The sequence below is a fragment of the Clostridium cadaveris genome, assembly GCF_020911725.1.
Lineage (GTDB): Bacteria > Bacillota > Clostridia > Clostridiales > Clostridiaceae > Clostridium_X > Clostridium_X cadaveris.
Genome location: NZ_CP076620.1, coordinates 2,555,001 through 2,572,465, shown reverse-complemented (window position 1 = coordinate 2,572,465; position 17,465 = coordinate 2,555,001). Strand labels below are relative to the sequence as shown.

The window sequence follows — 17,465 nt, the reverse complement described above, 5'->3', positions numbered from 1 at the left end:
AATTTTAAGATGAAAATGAGGTGCATTTATGAATAAAATTATAAATCAAGCTAAATTAATAAAAGATGAATTAATAACTTATAGAAGAACCATTCATAGTAATCCAGAAGTTGGTTCGGAATTGCCTAAGACAAAATCTTATGTGATTAACAAATTAAAAGAATTTGGATATGATCCAAAAGAGATATGTGAAAGTGGAATAGTTGCCACAATTAAAGGAAAGAAAACGGGAAAAACATTTTTATTAAGAGCAGATATGGATGCATTACCAATGGAAGAAGCAACTGAATGTGATTTTAAATCAAATAATGGATTTATGCACTCATGTGGACACGACATGCATACTGCAATGCTTTTAGGAGCAGCTAAATTATTAAAACAAAATCAAGATGAAATAGAAGGTACAATTAAATTAGTATTTCAACCAGATGAAGAGGGATTTACTGGAGCTAAAAAAATGTTAGCAGCAGGTGTACTTGAAAATCCTAAAGTTGATGCAGCTATGGCAATGCATGTTCATTCTGGAACTCCTTCAAATGTTGTTTTATGTGGACTAGGAACCAGTATAGCAGGATGCATAAGATTTAGAATAGTAGTAAGAGGAACAGCTTGTCATGGCGCTATGCCGGAACTAGGAGTAGATCCAATAAATATAGCGTCACATATATATATATCTTTACAAGAAATAATTTCTAGAGAAATATCTGCTACTCAATCTGCAGTATTAACAATAGGTAAATTTGTAGCAGGAGATGCACCTAATATAATACCTAGTGAAGTTATTATGGAAGGTACTATAAGGAGTTTAAATAGGGATATAGGTGAATTTATCTTTAATAGAATAAATGATATAGTAAAATCTACAGCTAATATGTTTAGAGGAGAGGCTGAAATAATAGAATTATCATCAGTCCCACCTTTAGTTAATGATACTAATTTAGCGAAGGAGATAACATCTTATTTAAAAGATTTGTTAGGAGAAAAATCAGTCGTTTTATTTGAAGGAGGCGGAATGGGCTCAGAAGATTTTGCATCTTATTCATATGAGGTTCCTAGTATTTATCTTATGTTAGGTGCTGGTACGAAGCAGGAAAATTCATTATATGGGGAAGCAATGCACAATGAAAAAGTAGTATTTAATGAGGATATATTAGTTACTGGGGCAGCTATGCATACATATTCTGCTATTATGTGGCTAAAAAATAATAAATAAAAAAACTAGGCACCTTAAAATAGTCATTGATTAAGCTATTTTAAGATGCCTGAACATATAAATATGACGCTAAGCATTACCCTATGACGCTGAATTATATGACAATTATAATGATTTTGATTAATGTATATTATCATTTGCTTCTGTTTATTATCATTTTATATCATTTTGCAATGTTATTCAAGTGATTTTGTAATGTTTAAATGAATATGCTATAATAACAATCAAGAATAGGAATAAATGATAATAATTAATGAGGTGTGTAAATGTTTACTGAAGAAAGACTGGAACAAATTTTAAATATACTCGATAAAAATGGCAGAGTTAAAGTAAAAGATCTTAGTGAACTATTTAATGTTTCAGAAAGTATGATAAGAAAAGATTTGAAAAAGCTAGAGTCTGAGGGAGTTCTTCAAAGAACATATGGCGGAGCTATACTTAATAGAAAATTTTCTAGTAATATTCCTATTGATAGTAGAATGAAAGTAAATTTAGACACCAAGGAGTTAATAGCTGAAAAAGCATTTAAACTTATAGATGAGGGAGATGTAGTTTTTTTAGAATCCTCAAGTATCAATTTTTTTCTAGCTAAATTAATAGCAAACAGCACTAAGAAAATAACTTTAATAACTAATATGTCAATAATACCTCCATTATTTAATAATAATGATATCGTAACATTAATATGTATAGGCGGTATATACAACAACAAATCTGGAGGTGTTTTAGGTTCGGAAGTTATTAAAAGTATATCTAAATACATATTTAATAAGGGATTTGTTGGGAGTGCAGGCGTGAATTTAATTAGCAATAGTGCATATACTGCAGAATTAGAAGATGGCAATGTTAAAGAACTTATAATTTCTAATAGTAAAGAAGCCTTTTTGGTTGTTGAGAAGGAAAAATTTGATATAGATAGTACGTATAGATTTGCGGATTTAGAGGAATTTAAGGCTATAATTACTGATTCAGACATTAGTGATGAAATTAGAAATAAGCTGAAAAAATTATCGGTGAAATTAATATAAAGGTTAAATGCTAAAAGCACTTATTCTTAAGAGAATGAGAGCTTTTTTTATTTCTTATAAATTTCCTTTTGAAATTTATAAGAAATAAGTATTTACTTGAGGGCTACCTTGCAGTACAATATAGTTAATGTATCTTGTACTGCAAGGTAGCTAGGAGGTGATATTTTGGGCGACAAATCTCAATTTTTTAAAGGAACATTGGAGGGATGTATTCTTAAAATTATTAATGATGATGAGGTGTATGGATATGAAATTGCTGAAAAGCTAAAAAGGTTTGGCTTAGATGAAGTTAGTGAAGGGACTATTTATCCATTATTATTGCGTCTAGAGAAAAATGGTTTGCTTAATTCGGAAAAGAAAGAATCAGCATTAGGACCTAAAAGGAAATATTATACGTTGACTAATTTAGGAAAAGAAGAGTTAGCAGAGTTTTTTAAAATTTGGCAAGAACTTAAAAGTAGTGTAGATAGAATATTTGAGAATTATGGAGGGGATATTTGTGAGTAGTATTGATGAAAAAAGAAAAGAAAATAATAGGATAAGTGAAAATTTAAATGAAGAAAACCTTAAAATATATACAGATTTTGTTTGTTATTTGCGAGTAAGTGATTTGAGTGAAGAGGAACAGGAAGAGATTTTAAGCGACGTATTATTAATGTTTTTAGAGTGGCAACAAGATGGAAAGTTAATAGAAGCTATGGTTGGAGGTGATTTAAAAAAGTTTGCTGATGATACTATAGCAGCAGTAAATCCACATAAAACTATAGTTCAAAAAATTAAGGAAAATCTATCAATTGTGGTTGAGAGCTTTTGTATTATGCTTACAATAGATTTTATATTCTTGTATTTCCATAAAATAATAAAAGGAAATGTAAATATGACCTATGATTACGATTTGTCAATGTTTTTTAGATGGGTGATATTTATAGGAATAGCATATTGGATTATAAATTATATTGGTAAAAATAGTTTTGAACTTAGCAAGAGTAAAAAACACGATAAGTTAGCTAATTTTATTTTTGGAGCAAGTATAGCCGGCTTAATAATATTTACTGTAATTATGTCAAAAATCCTAAGCAGTATAGTTATATTTTCATTAAATATAACTTATGTAGCTATAATAGTAGGAGTGTACTGGATATATAAAGGCGTGAATAAATTTATAATTAAGAGTGAATGAGAATTTAATGGGAGGGTAGTGTTTTGAAGCCACGAAAAGTGTATTGGATTTTATTTGTAGTTTCGCTTATCCTGATTTTTTTTCTGATGTATATTTTTAAACCTATGACAATGAATGATATTTATACAAAACCAAATTTTAAAGGGACAGTGGTCGAGGTTATGGATAATTCGATTCTCGTTTCAGTTAATGAAAATGAAGAAGAATTTAAAAGTAGTGACAAAATATCTGTATCGTTAGATGTTAAATTAAAAGACAGTATGACACATTTTAATATAGGTGATAATGTATCTGTTTATTATAGTGGTACAATATTAGAAACTTATCCTGCAAAAATAAATGAAGTATATGCGATTATACTTCGAGGTGAGTCTGAATAAGATAAGCATATTAATGAATTCAAAGAAATTATAGCTTTAAAATCTTATATGTTTCCACTGTATTTGTTGATGAAAAATATAGAAATAAGAAGATTGGTACACTCCTAATGAATGAAATTGAGAGAAGAGCAAAACTATTAGGAGCAAACATAATTAGATTAGATACATTTAATTGGCAAGGGAGAGAGTTCTACACTTCAATAGGTTATGAGGAAGTTGGAAGTTACGAAAGTGTAGAAGATGGATTTTCGGAATATTTCTTTCTAAAGAGATTATAAAAAGTGAAATTACACGCTTGATATAATCATAGCTAAATAAATTGGAGTTTATAGTAAAAAATATTTGTATAATACCAAGTGATGATACTTTCTATTTATACTAATTACAAGATATTATACAGTTTAGAAAGGTGAATTATAATGGCAAAAAAAGAAAGAAAATTAACTTCGGCGGAGGCGAAAAGAAAAGAATTATTTGAAGCTAAGGTTCAGAATCTATTGAAACAAGGATATAAGAAAAAAGATTTAACGATTAGTGTTGTTACGGCAAATGTTATGGCAGTTGTTGTTATGCTTCCTGCTGTGATTTTATTTTGTTGGCTTTACTTTAGGATGAATGGAGGACGAGCCATGATAAACTTTGATTTTGTAAGTGGAATGATTTTTCTGATTTCTGTAGTTATGCTTACAGTTATTCATGAGGGCATTCACGGAATAACATGGGCGTTTTTTTCAGAAAACCACTTTCATGACATTGAGTTTGGGTTCATTTGGCATATGCTAACTCCATATTGTACTTGTAAATCAGCATTGACAAAGAGGCAGTACATTATTGGAGCGCTTATGCCAACCATTATTGTTGGAATTATTCCTGCTATTATTGCAATTATATACCATTATGACATTCTATTTCTACTTTCACTACTTATGATTATAGGAGGTGGCGGTGATACGCTTATAGTTTTAAAATTGTTATTTTATAAAGAAAATGGACGAGATAGTATATATATGGACCATCCATATGAATGTGGCATTGTTGTATTTGAGCATACAAATTAAATCTATGATATTTAGTAAGCTAATGTAATAAGATAGCTACAAAAGCAATAGAAGAAGCTACTGAAAGAATAAAGGCACTAGAAAAAATAGGCTTTTCCATGTCTAGAGAAAAGCTAATTGGACATGATGGGACAGAGTACTGTTCTTATTTTGTATTAATGAGTCAAATAAATTTGAATTTTGTGGAGATTTAGATATGACAGAAAGAGAAAAAATGTTAGCAGGACAGCTTTATGATTGTGGAGATGAAGAATTATTAAACCAATGGCATAAAGCTAAAAATCTCGCTAGAGATTATAACCAAACAGATTCCGAAAATGCAGCGGAAAAAGACCATATATTAACAGAATTGTTAGGTGGGCGTGGCTCTAATTTGTGGATTAAGCACCGTTTTTGTTGATTATGGCAACAATATTTGTTTTGGAAATAATTGTGAAGTGAATATGAATCGTACTTTTTTGGATGATAACAAAATTGTCATTGGAAATAATGCGCTAATTGAACCAAATGTTCAGATATATCTGTAAGAGAATTTAGTCTTTGATAGAAATCTAGAGACAGTTCTAATGAATCCATACTGTTTTCGCTTATGTTATCAAACAATACATTTTCTATAATAAAATTATTAAATTTGAATCATTGACATTGCCCTAAGGGCAGATAATATACTAAATTCAAAGGGAGGGGTAAAGATGAAGAGCAAAGAATTATGTGAGTTTTTAGATATATCTTATAAAGCACTTAGGGTTTATGAAGAAGAAGGGTTAATAAAACCTAATAGGGATAATAATAATTATAGGAATTATAATGAAGATGATATTTTGAGAGTTAGGGAGATAATGCTTTATAGAACATTGGGATTTTCTATAAAAGATATAAAAGAAATGATGAAAGATTATGATGAAGATGGATATAGCTTTATTGAAAGACTATATAACCAAAAGAGAGCGGTAGATTATAAAATTAATACTCTTTTAAAGATTAAGGAATCCCTAAAGAATACCATAAATGATGCCCTTGTTTTAAAAGAATGTGATGCAAATCATTATAAAGATATACTAAACTATAATTATGAGAGTGTGAAAAATAGTCAAAGCTGGAGAGATAAATGGGGGTTTGACAGTTGGGCTAAATCCTATGATATGAGCGTAAGAGATTTAGGTGACGAATTAAATCTATTTTGTCAATATGACCACATTATTAATGATATAGCTGAAAAGATAAATGTGTTACCTAAAGAAAGCAGAATTTTAGATATAGGATGTGGTACTGGAAATCTTCTTGGGAAATTGAAAGACGATAAGGAACTTATTGGCATAGATCAAAGCTTAGAGATGCTTATAATGGCTAAAAATAAATATCCAAATTTGACTTTAAAGCTTGGAAATTTTTTAGATGACAATTATGATGATAATCCTATTGATGTTATAGTTTCTACTTATGCATTTCATCATTTAGACAGTAAGGAAAAGATAGAAGCATTAGATAATATGATTAAAGCTTTATCATCCAATGGAAAAATAATAATAGTTGACTTGATGTTTGAGAATCAAAGAGAACGTCAAAGAAAAAAAGAGTATTACAAATCTATAGATAGAGAAGACTTGTGGGAAATAATTGAAGATGAATATTATAGCGATGTGGAGTCATTGAAAGATTATGCTGAGGAAAGAAAGTTAAAATTTTATTATAATCATGTAATTAATTTTACTTGGGTCATTGAATTTGGTAAAATGTAATAGGTGTTTTGAGAAAACAAAGAATAAGATAAAATGAATTCTTAGCTTAAGATGGAGTTTTAAATTCATCATACAAAAAAAGCGAGATCATGATTTAATGAGGAAACAAACGAAGGAGAGAACCTATGAATAATTTGATGAACTTTTTTAAAGGTATGGCTGTAGGTGTCGCAAATATAATACCTGGAGTAAGCGGCGGAACTATGGCTGTAATACTTCATATGTACGACGAACTTATAGAATCTATCAGTACATTCTTTAAAGACTGGAAGAAGAACTTATTGTATTTAATTCCAATAGGACTTGGAGCTGTAGTTGGAATAGTTGCTTTTAGTAAGATAGTAAAATATCTTTTAGGAAATTATCCAATGGCAACTAACTTCTTCTTTATAGGACTTATAGTTGGAAGTTGCCCACTTATATTCAACAAGGCAAAAGAGGGTGGAGTTAAAAAAGGCAACATAATACCATTCATAATAACTTTTGCATTTATAGTAGCTATATCAGTTATTAATCCGCCAGAAGAAAACGCAAAGATAATAACTACACTTACTTTGAATTCATTTATTACCCTTGCATTAACTTCCATGATTGGTGCAGTTGCTATGATAATTCCAGGACTAAGCGGATCCTTCATATTGCTTATTTTAGGTGTTTACACAACAATAATAACGGCTATAGCTGATATGAATGTTTTAATTTTAGTTCCTGTAGCAATAGGAGTTGCATTTGGTATATTAGGCGGTTCTAAAGCTATAGATATACTTATTAAAAAATATAAACAAGGAACATATATGGCTATACTTGGATTTGTAGTAGGATCAATATTCGCCATATATCCAGGCTTTGTTTTTGGAGCAGAAGGAATTGTATCTATAATAGTATTATTAATAGGTGCAGCCATGGCATATTTCTTAGGTTCTAATAAATAATAACTCAAAAAAGGCATTTCTTTCAAAAAAAGAAGTGCTTTTTTTAATTTGACTATAATATTTTCATGTGTTATAATGGAAATCTGTATAAACGACACTACATGCGAATTGGTTTTGTAGTTTGATAAAATTGGGAATTTTGAATTTCTCGGGCCGAATTTGAAAATTCTTTTATTTGTATAAATGAGAGTTTTTTTGAAGTTCGGCTTTTGTGTTGCGATATTTTATGAAATAACTATGGAACCGAAGGGAAGTATATTGGTTTAAAATTAAAGAAAACTTAATATCAGTAGGTTCGACTTATATAAAATTAAAAATAAGAGGAGAATTTAATGGAAACAATAAGATTTGAAGAATTGAACTGCTCAGAAGCAGTAAAAAAAGCTGTTAGAGAAATGGGATTTGAGGAAGCTACTCCTATACAATCAATGGCTATACCAGCAGTATTTGAAGGAAGAGACGTTGTTGGGCAAGCGCAGACTGGAACTGGAAAGACAGCGGCATTTGGTATCCCTACAATAGATATGGTGGATGAAGATTTAAATGCTATTCAAACTTTAGTACTTTGTCCAACTAGAGAATTGGCAGTTCAGATAAGTGAAGAGTTCAAAAAACTTGCAAAATACAAGAAAAACATAAGAATCTTAGCTGTATACGGTGGAGAGTCTATGGAAATGCAGATAAGAACATTAAGAAGAGGAGTTAATATTATAATAGGAACTCCAGGAAGAGTAATGGACCACATGAGAAGAGGTACTATCAAATTTGATAACCTTAAATCTCTAGTATTAGATGAAGCTGATGAAATGTTAAACATGGGATTCAGAGAGGATATAGAAGAGATATTAAATCAAATAGAAGGTGATATTCAAGCTCTACTATTCTCTGCAACTATGAAGAAGAATATCTTAGAGATAGTTGACAAATATTTCGACAATCCTCAAAAGATAAAAGTTAAGCAGAAAGAATTAACAAATACACACATAGATCAAAAGTATATTGAAGTTGAAGAGAGATACAAGATAGAGGTATTAACAAGACTTATAGATATACACAATCCAAAGCTTTCATTGATATTCTGTAATACAAAGAGAATGGTTGATGAAATAACGGATGAACTTGTACAAAAGGGTTATTCTTGTAACAAGATACATGGAGATATGAATCAAGGTGCAAGACTTGAAGTTATAAAGAAGTTTAAAACCGGAGATATAAAAATCCTTGTGGCAACAGATGTAGCAGCAAGAGGATTAGATATAGATGATGTAGAGATGGTATTCAACTATGATGTACCAAATCATGAGGAATTCTATGTTCACAGAATAGGAAGAACAGGAAGAGCAGGAAGATTAGGTACAGCCATAACTATGACATCTCCAAAAGAGTTCTATGCTTTAAAGGATATAATGTCATATACAAAGATGAACATTACTCAAGAAAAAATTCCTTCAATGAATCAGCTTAAGAAAGCAAGAACAGAAAAGCTTATGGAAGATTTAAAGAGTACTATAAGCGAAATGGATATAGATAAGTATACTTCTGTTCTTCAAGAGTTTGAAGAAGAAGGAATAACTCCAGTAGAACTTGCGGCTGTATTATTAAAGAATAACTTAGCCTTCATGGATAAAGAAGATATAGATATGACTCCACAGAGAAGACAAAGAAATCGTACAGAAGGTTTTAGATCACAATCACGTGGTGGAAATAGAGAAGATCTATGTAGACTATTTATCAATATAGGAAAGACTAAAGGTGTAGAGCCTAGAGATTTTGTTAAATTCATAGCTGAGAACGGAAAAATCAAAGGTAAAGTTATAGGAAATATAGATATATATGATAACTACACCTTTGTAAATATTCCAAAAGAATATGAAGAAAATATTGTTAAATCCTTAAGCAAGAAAAAGATTAAAGGATGTAACGTAAACGTAGAAATAGCTAAAAATAAATCAAATGATGGAAAAAGAAGAAGAAGATAAAAAAACATGGTATAATGGTTTTGTTAAAGAGAGGTGTTTTTTGTGAGCGGAATAGCAGGAGAAGGATGTGAAATTCTAGTCCCAACTAGTGAGAGAAAACCTCTAGCGGATATAGAAAGAAGCATAGTAAAAACATACAGAAAAAAAATATGGTCTAAGTTTACCAAGGCTATAAAGGAATATAATCTAGTAGAAGATGGTGATAAGATAGCTGTAGCTATATCGGGGGGGAAGGATAGCCTTCTTATGGCAAAACTTTTTCAAGAACTTCAGCGTCATGGCCAAATGAACTTTGAACTAGAATTCTTAGTTATGGACCCTGGATATCATGAAAATGTTAAAGAGCTTCTTATAGACAACTGCCAGTATTTAAATATACCTATAAAAATATATCCATCAGATGTATTCCAAGTTGTGGATAGGATAGCTCAAGAATACCCTTGTTATATGTGTGCAAGGATGAGAAGAGGATTCTTATATGCAAAAGCAAAGGAACTTGGTTGCAATAAGTTAGCATTAGGACATCATTTCAATGATGTAATAGAAACAACAATGTTAAATGTGCTTTATGCAGGAAATTTTAAGACTATGCTTCCAAAGCTTAGAGCTACAAATTTTGAAGATATAGAACTTATAAGGCCTATGTACCTTATAGAGGAACAGTATATAAAGAACTTTACACAAAGTTCAGGAATATGGCCGCTAAACTGTGCATGCATGGTAGCTGCTAAAAAAATCGGAAACAAGAGATATGAGATAAAAGAGATGATTTCAAACATCAAGAAAGACTTTAAAGATGTTGATAAATCAATTTTTAGAGCCGCTGAAAATGTAAATATGGACTCCATTTTAGGATGGCAAAAGGATGGAGAAAAACATTCATATTTAGATTTTTATTATGATGAAGAATAAATGATATTAACCCCTAAATTGCTAAAAGCAGTTTAGGGGTTATTTTTTAGAGTTAAATTCTGTAAAGAATATTAGATTATATAGTAATATAAGAATATTGAATTTAAAGAGAACCAATCTTTATAGTTATGCATCTAAATAGTAGATAAGAAATTATGAAGGAGGTTTATCATGGAGGTTTCAATGACAGGGATAATACCGAGGCACAATGCAGAAATACTTTTGGTAAAAAGAGCAAAACAAGGCGATAAGGATGCCTTTTGTAATCTTATTAGAGATTATAAATCCTCAATGTATGGAGTAGCAAAAACTATTCTTAAGGAAGAAGAGGATATAAAAGATGCGTTATCATCATCTATATTAAAAGCTTATGAATGCATAGGTGGCTTAAGAAAGAATGAGTATTTCAAAACGTGGCTTATAAAAATAGTAATAAATCAATGTTATGAGATATGCAGAAAAAATAGAAGGGTAATATTTTTGAATAATGATGCTAGTATCAATCAAGAAAAATATGTAGATACATATGAAAATTTAGATCTCAAAAGAGCGCTGGACTCTTTAGATGATGATTTGAAAATAGTGGTAGAACTTTATTATTATGAGGATTTTTTATTAAAAGATATAGCCAAAATTTTAGAAATACCTGAAGGAACTTTAAAGTCACGACTTTCTAGAGCTAGAAAAAAACTGTATTCAATTTTAAAGGAGGATTAAGATATGAATAGGGAAGAAAAAGAAGATGCATTTTTAAGAACAAGATTTAAAAATAATGGTGATATACCAAAAGAAATAGATGATGCAATAGAGACTACGCTAAATTCTATAAAGGATGGTAGCTTTAAAAATGAAGAGAATGGAAAAAGAAATAATATTGACAAAAAGAAAGTCATAAAGTGGTTAGCAGCTGCGTTGGTTACAATAACTATTATAGGAGTTGGAGAGAAGTCCTTTGATGTATCAGCAAAGATATCAGGATTTTTCGAAGAAATATCTACTAGAAAAATAATTTCAAGCAAGGGTGAAGAATTTGGCACAATGGTAGGAAGTACACTTTCAAAAGATGGTTATGATGTAACACTTCAAAGAATCATATCAGAGTCTAACAGTATAAAAGTCGTATATGCGATAAAAGGTGAAAAACCATGGGAGTTAGGCAAGGGAGATTTGAAAGTATACATCAATGGGAGTTTTATTGATAGTAAAAGAGCCAGTGATGATTATATAAAACTAGATAATGATAAAGGACTTTTGATTATAAATTTAGCAACTGAAGAGGAATTACCTTCAAAGTATGAATTAACAAGCACTTTGTCAAAAGGAAAGAGTGAGTGGGTCTATAAAGTAAATATTGATAGTACAAAACTTTTAAATAGCACAAAGAACATTTCGGATAAAAAGGTTACTAAAGGGAAAAATTACGATGTTATTTATAATGAAGTTGTAGCTTCTCCTATGGAGATAAAAGCATCAATAAATGTAGAATTCAAAAATTCTTCGGATCATTATAATAAAAATGATATTATAGGATTTGTAGTTAAAAATGAAGATGGAAGAATACTGGACAATCATTTAAGTGGGTCAGGAATCTTAGAGGAAAACAGAATTTCCTATATGTTAAGTATTATGGATTATGATGATATACCAACGTCTTTAGAACTTATACCATATATAATTCATACAGTAGACAAAGACGATTTAGAACAGGTGGGAATTAAAAATTTCCAGAAGGAAATAGTAAATAATGAAGAAAATTATTTTAAGATAATTTCAATTACTGAGGATGAGCAGTGTTTTAAAGTAGAGGTAAAAGCTTCAGGTGAGCTTATAGGAAACTTGGCTAATACTATATCATTTATAGGTAATAATGGTGACGAAGCATTTTTATCATGGAGCAGTATATTAAATCTTAGAAATCCATCATCTGAAGGCAGCTATACTCTTGTATATGAAAAACATAGCAACGATGAGGAATATAAACTTCAATTACCAAAAAGTATTTCAACTATGTATGATGTGCTACAGGAAAATAAGACAAATATTAATTTGAGATGATTAAAATGAATTCTTAGCTTCAGGTATGGGGTAATTCCATATGAAGCTAAGAATTTGTTATTTAAAGAAGCCTTTAAGTATTGACAGCATAGATAAATAAGCTAAAATGGTAAAATGGGTTTAATTATTTGTAGTAAGAGAGGTAAGACATGAAGGGAAATACAGATTTATTAAAAGCAGACATAGGGAAAATATTTTTTAGATATTGCATTCCAAGTATAGCAGGTGTTGTAAGTGTATCTTCGTACATATTCTTTGACACTATGTTTATAGGACAAGGTGTAGGAGCTGAAGGTTTGGCAGCATTAAATATAGTTCTACCACTTTATAATTTATTTAATGCTTTAGCATTTTTATTTGGAATGGGTGGAGCGACAGTTTTATCGATATCAAAAGGAAAAAATGATAAAGAGGCTGAGCACAAAGTATTCACTTATTCATTAGTTATAGGGATTATTAGTGGGGCGATATTGACATTAATTTGCCTCGTTTGTTTAGATAATATAGCCATGTTTTTAGGAGCAAATAGTGAAAATATAAATTTAGTGAAAGAATATATGAGGATAATAATGATAATGCCAATAGGATTTATTTTGAATCCTATGCTGAGTATCTTCATAAGAAATGATAAAGCTCCCCAGCTTGCTATGTGGAGTATGATTTTGAGCAGTTTATCAAATATAATCCTTGATTATATCCTTGTATTTCCTTTAGGAATGGGGATGAAGGGAGCTGCTTTGGCAACCTTTGTATCCCCTATAGTAGGGATCATTATAATAAGCACTCATTTTACTAAAAAATCCTGCACTTTAAAGCTGAATTTTAATAAGGTTGATTTTGGGATATTAAAACGATTGATTTTAGGGGGAATACCTTCTTTTATAATGGAAATGTCAGGTGGTATAGTTATATTTGCATTTAATATAACTATACATAAATATCTTGGAAATTTAGGAATTTCAGCTTACAGCATAATAGCAAATATAGGATTGATTTTTGTAAGTATATTTAATGGAATAGCACAAGCTGCTCAACCAATAATAAGTATAAATCACGGTGCTAAATTAGAAAAAAGGGTTTTAAAGCTTCTAAAGATATCAGATTTCACAGCATTAGTTTTTGGAGTAGTATTTTTCATGACAGGAATGTTATTCCCAAAGATTTTAATAAGAATATTTAGCAAGGATTTATCGCTAATTGATATAACTACAAGAGGAATTTATTTATACTTTATTGCTTTTATCTTTATGGGTATAAATATAATAACTACTATATATTTTCAGTCTATAGAAAATCATAGAGCTTCTACTATAATGTCTATATCAAGAGGTATTGGAGGCATACTTTTAGGTTTACTTATGATTCCTATGATTTTAGAAGTTGATGGAGTTTGGCTTACAGTACCTTTTGCAGAAATAATAACCTTTATTATAGGAATAAGTATTTTATTTAGTAAAAAGCAATTTATAAAAGAATTTAAGTAAGTCTTTTGAGCATTATTGAGATTTTAAAATCTTAATAGTGCTTTTTGTTTAAATTAATTTAAGATAGAGGTCATAAATTTTTAAGAACCACATAATTTTTATTAAAGCATTAATTATTGTAAGAGGATATATAAGTGAAAATAATAAGTTCTATAGGACCTAATGCAAAGGAAAAAAATTTTATAGATATGATGGTTAAGAGTGGTACAGATACTTTTAGATTTAATTTGTCTCATGGAAATTTAAATGTAATGGAAGAACAAATTGATTATATAAAGAAGAAATACCCACAAGTGGAGCTTTTGGGAGATCTTCAAGGAAACAAGATAAGAGTTGACAAAAGTTTTAATGGAGAGAAAAAGGTTGTTCCAGGCGAAAAGGTAAGATTCTCATCTCCTGCCTATTATAAAAACGTAAAAAATAAAGATAATGTAATACCTCTTAGCTTCAAAGGAGATTTCTCAAGGCTTTATGGTGTAAGAGAAATTTCAATGAAAGATGGAACTATGAAATTTGAGATACAAGGAATAAATAAAAATAAGGAAATAATAACCGCTGAAGTTATCTTGGGTGGGATTATAAGAGCTGAAAAAGGCGTAAATGCAATTAATATGGATAGAGAAGAGCAGGGACTTACAGAAAAGGATAAAAAGGACATACGATGGGCAATTATGAATGGAATAGATATAATAGACTTATCCTATGTTTCATCAGTGACTGAAATAGAAGAAACTAAGCTTTTGATAAGAAATATTAGAAAAAAAGAATGCATAGTTTACAAACCTAAATTATGGGCAAAAATTGAATGTAGGGAAGGCATAGAAGATCTCTATGAGATAAGTAAAAAGGTAGACGGAATAATAATTGGAAGAGGAGATTTGTGTTGCGAAATTCCAGCTATATCTGTGCCTATAATAGAGAACAAAATAATAGATGACATGAAAAGAACCAAAAAAGATATAATAGTAGCAACTCATGTCTTGGACTCAATGAAATATAGTGATACACCGTATTTAAGTGAAATAGAGTCGATTTATAGATTCGTAGAGAGAGGGGTAACAGGTTTTATGCTATGCGGAGAAACCAACATAGGTAAGTACCCTATAGAATCCATTAAAACTCTAAAAAATATTATTGATATGTATTGTGAAACTTTAATATGATATCATAAAGAAAAGAAATCAATAAATTACTTTATGGGAGATAACCATGGATAAGGATATTTTAGGAGAAGAATTTAAGAATTTAAATGAAGAACAAAAGAAGGTTGCATATAATCTTTGTGACAACCTCTTAGTTTTGTCGCCAGCAGGCACGGGAAAGACTAAAACAATAGCAGCACGATGTGCTAACATAATTTTTAGTGGTATAGAAGCTTCTAAAATAATGTGTCTGACCTTTACTAATAAAGCTTGCAATGAAATGAAGGAAAGAATAAGAACTTCCGTAGGAACAGTAGGAGATGAAATATACATAAGAACTTTTCACTCCTTCTGTTTTGATGTAATAAAAAGTGAAGCTAGAAAAAATACCGATATATCTTCTGATTTTTTAGTGTTTGATGAAGAGGACAGCAGAGAAATAATAAAAGAAGTTAATTTAAAATCATATCCGTCCAGGGTGTTAGAGACATTTATATATGATATAAAACATTTTTCTCTGTCTATGCCCAAAGAAGTGAGAGAAGATTACAAAGTTTTAATAAATGAGTATTTTAAAGTTAATTTGGAAACTTTTAAAGAGAAGGCTATAAGAAAAAATGATCCTATAGATTGTTTAAAGGCTTTGGTAAACTATGGACATATACTTTTAAAGAAATATGATCTCATTTTGAAAGAAAGACACGGAATGGACTTTTCGGATTTAGTTGTAAAGTGTTATGAGATTTTTGAAGATGATGAAATAGCTATTAGATGGAGAAATAAGTACAAGTTTATACAAGTGGATGAGATTCAAGACACAAGCCTTTTAGAGTATTCTATAATAGAAAAACTGGCAAAAGGAAATAATTTAAGCTTTTTTGGTGACACAAATCAAACTATATATGGATGGAGAGGATCAAAGCCATTTCATATACTAGAAAGCTTTAAGAAAAATTTTTTACCAATAAAAGAGATACATCTAACTACAAATTATAGGTCAACAGATACACTTTTAAATGCTTCATGCTCTTATTTAGACAAAGTGAGAAGAGTATATTTTGGTAATGGAATATATCTAGATACACCTATAAGTTATTTTAATGATGAAGGAGAAAAGATAAAATATAAAAGGTATAGAACAATAGAAGAAGAGGGAAATGCTATATGCGATATAATAAAAAAAGATTATAGTGATTCTCTAAATTCTGTAGCTATTTTAACAAGAAACAATGAACTTAATAAAGTATATTCATCTATATTAGAAAAGAGAGGAATACCAGCGTTTTTGGTTGATGAATATAAATTCTTTAGAAGAAAAGAGATAAAAGATATGCTGGCATTTTTAAAGTTGGCTTTAAACAAATATGATGTAAACAGTATGAAAAGAATATCCTTTGAATTTGTAGCTGGAGTAGGAGACAAAACCATTGAATACATAGAGAAGAGTGAAAATAAAGCAATAGGTATAAGACTTACAGATTTTATTGAAAAAGCTACAATTGAATATGGAGATCCTTATTATGATCTTACAGAAGATATAGATATTGGTAATGTAGTTGTATTTGATGTAGAGTCTACTGGTGTTGACGTAAACAAAGATGAAATTGTGCAGATAGCAGCTGTAAAGCTATGTAGTGATGGGAGTTATACTGTATTTGAAGAGTTTTTAAAACCGTCAAAATCCGTAGGAGATTCAGAAAGAGTTCATGGCTTTAGTGATGAGTTTTTAAAGGAAAATGGATGTAAACCACAAGAAGGACTTAGAAAATTTCTAGAATTTATAGATGGAACTGTTATAGTTGGACATAATGTACAGTATGATTTGAGCATACTAAAAAGCCAATTGTATAGACTAGGTATGAGTGACTATAGAATAAAAGATTTTTATGATACTTTAGATATGTCAAGAAAGCTATTTCCTGAGTTGCCTAATCATAAGCTGAGTACATTAAGCGATTATATAGGCGTGAGTCAGCTACCGGATCATAATGCTATGAATGATATACTAGCCACAAAGGATGTACTTCTTCATATGGTAAAAAGACTTAGAAGCACATATCTTGATAGAATGAGGGTTATGAGTTCTTATAGGAAGAGATTTTTACCATTATATGAAATTATCGTAAAATTAAAAAAAGATATAGACATTAAAAGACCACATGAAGTTTTAAATGATATATATATTCAGTGTGGAGTAGATAAAAAATATAAAAATGATCCTAAGCGTATAGAAAATCTTGAGGAATTGTACCTGTTTTTTAAGAAAAATGATAATATAAATATAAATCCAAGAGATTCTCTTAGAAATCTCCTTACGATAACATCGCTTTCCAATAGTGAAATTGATAGAGCATCAGGTGGAG

General features: G+C 29.9%; 17 protein-coding genes and 1 pseudogene (1 of these 18 only partly in view). 17 read left to right on the top strand and 1 reads right to left on the bottom strand.

The features are described from left to right. Positions 1-28: 28 nt before the first annotated feature. From KQH81_RS12280 to KQH81_RS12245, 8 genes and pseudogenes are all read left to right on the top strand, one after another. Positions 29-1,213, top strand: a complete 1,185-nt coding sequence (locus KQH81_RS12280) for a M20 metallopeptidase family protein (RefSeq protein ID WP_027639612.1) — start codon at positions 29-31, stop codon at positions 1,211-1,213. Positions 1,214-1,479: 266 nt separating this feature from the next. Further along, positions 1,480-2,241 (top strand): DeoR/GlpR family DNA-binding transcription regulator, encoded by a 762-nt coding sequence (locus tag KQH81_RS12275; protein WP_027639611.1) that lies wholly within the window; start codon positions 1,480-1,482, stop codon positions 2,239-2,241. 165 nt (positions 2,242-2,406) lie between these two features. After that, entirely contained in the window at positions 2,407-2,748 is a 342-nt protein-coding gene (locus KQH81_RS12270; protein WP_027639610.1) for a PadR family transcriptional regulator, read from the top strand. Beyond that, positions 2,741-3,421 carry a DUF1129 domain-containing protein gene (locus KQH81_RS12265; RefSeq protein WP_027639609.1) on the top strand — a complete coding sequence of 227 codons (681 nt, stop codon included), beginning with the start codon at positions 2,741-2,743 and terminating at the stop codon, positions 3,419-3,421. Before KQH81_RS12270 ends, KQH81_RS12265 begins: the two co-directional genes overlap by 8 nt. Before the next feature lie 23 nt (positions 3,422-3,444). Further along, positions 3,445-3,801, top strand: coding sequence for a DUF3221 domain-containing protein (locus tag KQH81_RS12260; RefSeq protein WP_051196332.1), 357 nt, complete (start codon positions 3,445-3,447; stop codon positions 3,799-3,801). Between the two features lie 17 nt (positions 3,802-3,818). Then, positions 3,819-4,079 carry a GNAT family N-acetyltransferase gene (locus KQH81_RS12255; RefSeq protein WP_081670359.1) on the top strand — a complete coding sequence of 87 codons (261 nt, stop codon included), beginning with the start codon at positions 3,819-3,821 and terminating at the stop codon, positions 4,077-4,079. Positions 4,080-4,220: 141 nt separating this feature from the next. After that, positions 4,221-4,859, top strand: coding sequence for a DUF3267 domain-containing protein (locus tag KQH81_RS12250; protein WP_027639607.1), 639 nt, complete (start codon positions 4,221-4,223; stop codon positions 4,857-4,859). A gap of 196 nt (positions 4,860-5,055) precedes the next feature. Further along, positions 5,056-5,380, top strand: a pseudogene (locus KQH81_RS12245) (maltose acetyltransferase domain-containing protein); the annotation flags it as partial. On the opposite strand, the gene KQH81_RS17775 reads toward KQH81_RS12245, so the two are convergent. Further along, positions 5,337-5,435 carry a hypothetical protein gene (locus KQH81_RS17775; protein ID WP_353479580.1) on the bottom strand — a complete coding sequence of 33 codons (99 nt, stop codon included), beginning with the start codon at positions 5,433-5,435 and terminating at the stop codon, positions 5,337-5,339. The pseudogene KQH81_RS12245 and the gene KQH81_RS17775 overlap by 44 nt on opposite strands. Before the next feature lie 116 nt (positions 5,436-5,551). Here KQH81_RS17775 and KQH81_RS12240 point away from each other — a divergent pair, with 116 nt between their 5' ends. The 9 genes from KQH81_RS12240 to KQH81_RS12200 all read left to right on the top strand — a co-directional run. Continuing rightward, entirely contained in the window at positions 5,552-6,598 is a 1,047-nt protein-coding gene (locus KQH81_RS12240) for a MerR family transcriptional regulator (protein ID WP_099336521.1), read from the top strand. Between the two features lie 125 nt (positions 6,599-6,723). Beyond that, positions 6,724-7,530, top strand: coding sequence for a DUF368 domain-containing protein (locus tag KQH81_RS12235; RefSeq protein ID WP_099336520.1), 807 nt, complete (start codon positions 6,724-6,726; stop codon positions 7,528-7,530). Positions 7,531-7,862: 332 nt separating this feature from the next. Continuing rightward, a complete protein-coding gene (locus KQH81_RS12230) occupies positions 7,863-9,509 on the top strand; it encodes a DEAD/DEAH box helicase (protein ID WP_035771126.1) in 1,647 nt (548 codons plus the stop codon). Between the two features lie 42 nt (positions 9,510-9,551). Continuing rightward, complete coding sequence (locus KQH81_RS12225) at positions 9,552-10,421, top strand: tRNA 2-thiocytidine biosynthesis TtcA family protein (RefSeq protein WP_027639603.1); 870 nt, start codon at positions 9,552-9,554, stop codon at positions 10,419-10,421. A 171-nt stretch (positions 10,422-10,592) separates the two neighbouring features. Beyond that, on the top strand, positions 10,593-11,138 hold the full coding sequence (locus KQH81_RS12220; protein ID WP_230028333.1) for a sigma-70 family RNA polymerase sigma factor: 546 nt from the start codon (positions 10,593-10,595) through the stop codon (positions 11,136-11,138). 3 nt (positions 11,139-11,141) lie between these two features. Next, on the top strand, positions 11,142-12,476 hold the full coding sequence (locus KQH81_RS12215) for a DUF4179 domain-containing protein (RefSeq protein ID WP_099336519.1): 1,335 nt from the start codon (positions 11,142-11,144) through the stop codon (positions 12,474-12,476). Positions 12,477-12,625: 149 nt separating this feature from the next. Then, entirely contained in the window at positions 12,626-13,960 is a 1,335-nt protein-coding gene (locus KQH81_RS12210) for an MATE family efflux transporter (protein WP_099336518.1), read from the top strand. A gap of 134 nt (positions 13,961-14,094) precedes the next feature. Next, positions 14,095-15,123 (top strand): pyruvate kinase, encoded by a 1,029-nt coding sequence (locus KQH81_RS12205; RefSeq protein WP_027639599.1) that lies wholly within the window; start codon positions 14,095-14,097, stop codon positions 15,121-15,123. 46 nt (positions 15,124-15,169) lie between these two features. Continuing rightward, a protein-coding gene (locus KQH81_RS12200; RefSeq protein WP_099336517.1) for a 3'-5' exonuclease crosses the window boundary here: on the top strand, positions 15,170-17,465 show its 5' portion. The gene runs 269 nt beyond the window's last position; only the first 2,296 of its 2,565 coding nucleotides appear in the window; its start codon is at positions 15,170-15,172; its stop codon lies off the right edge, out of view.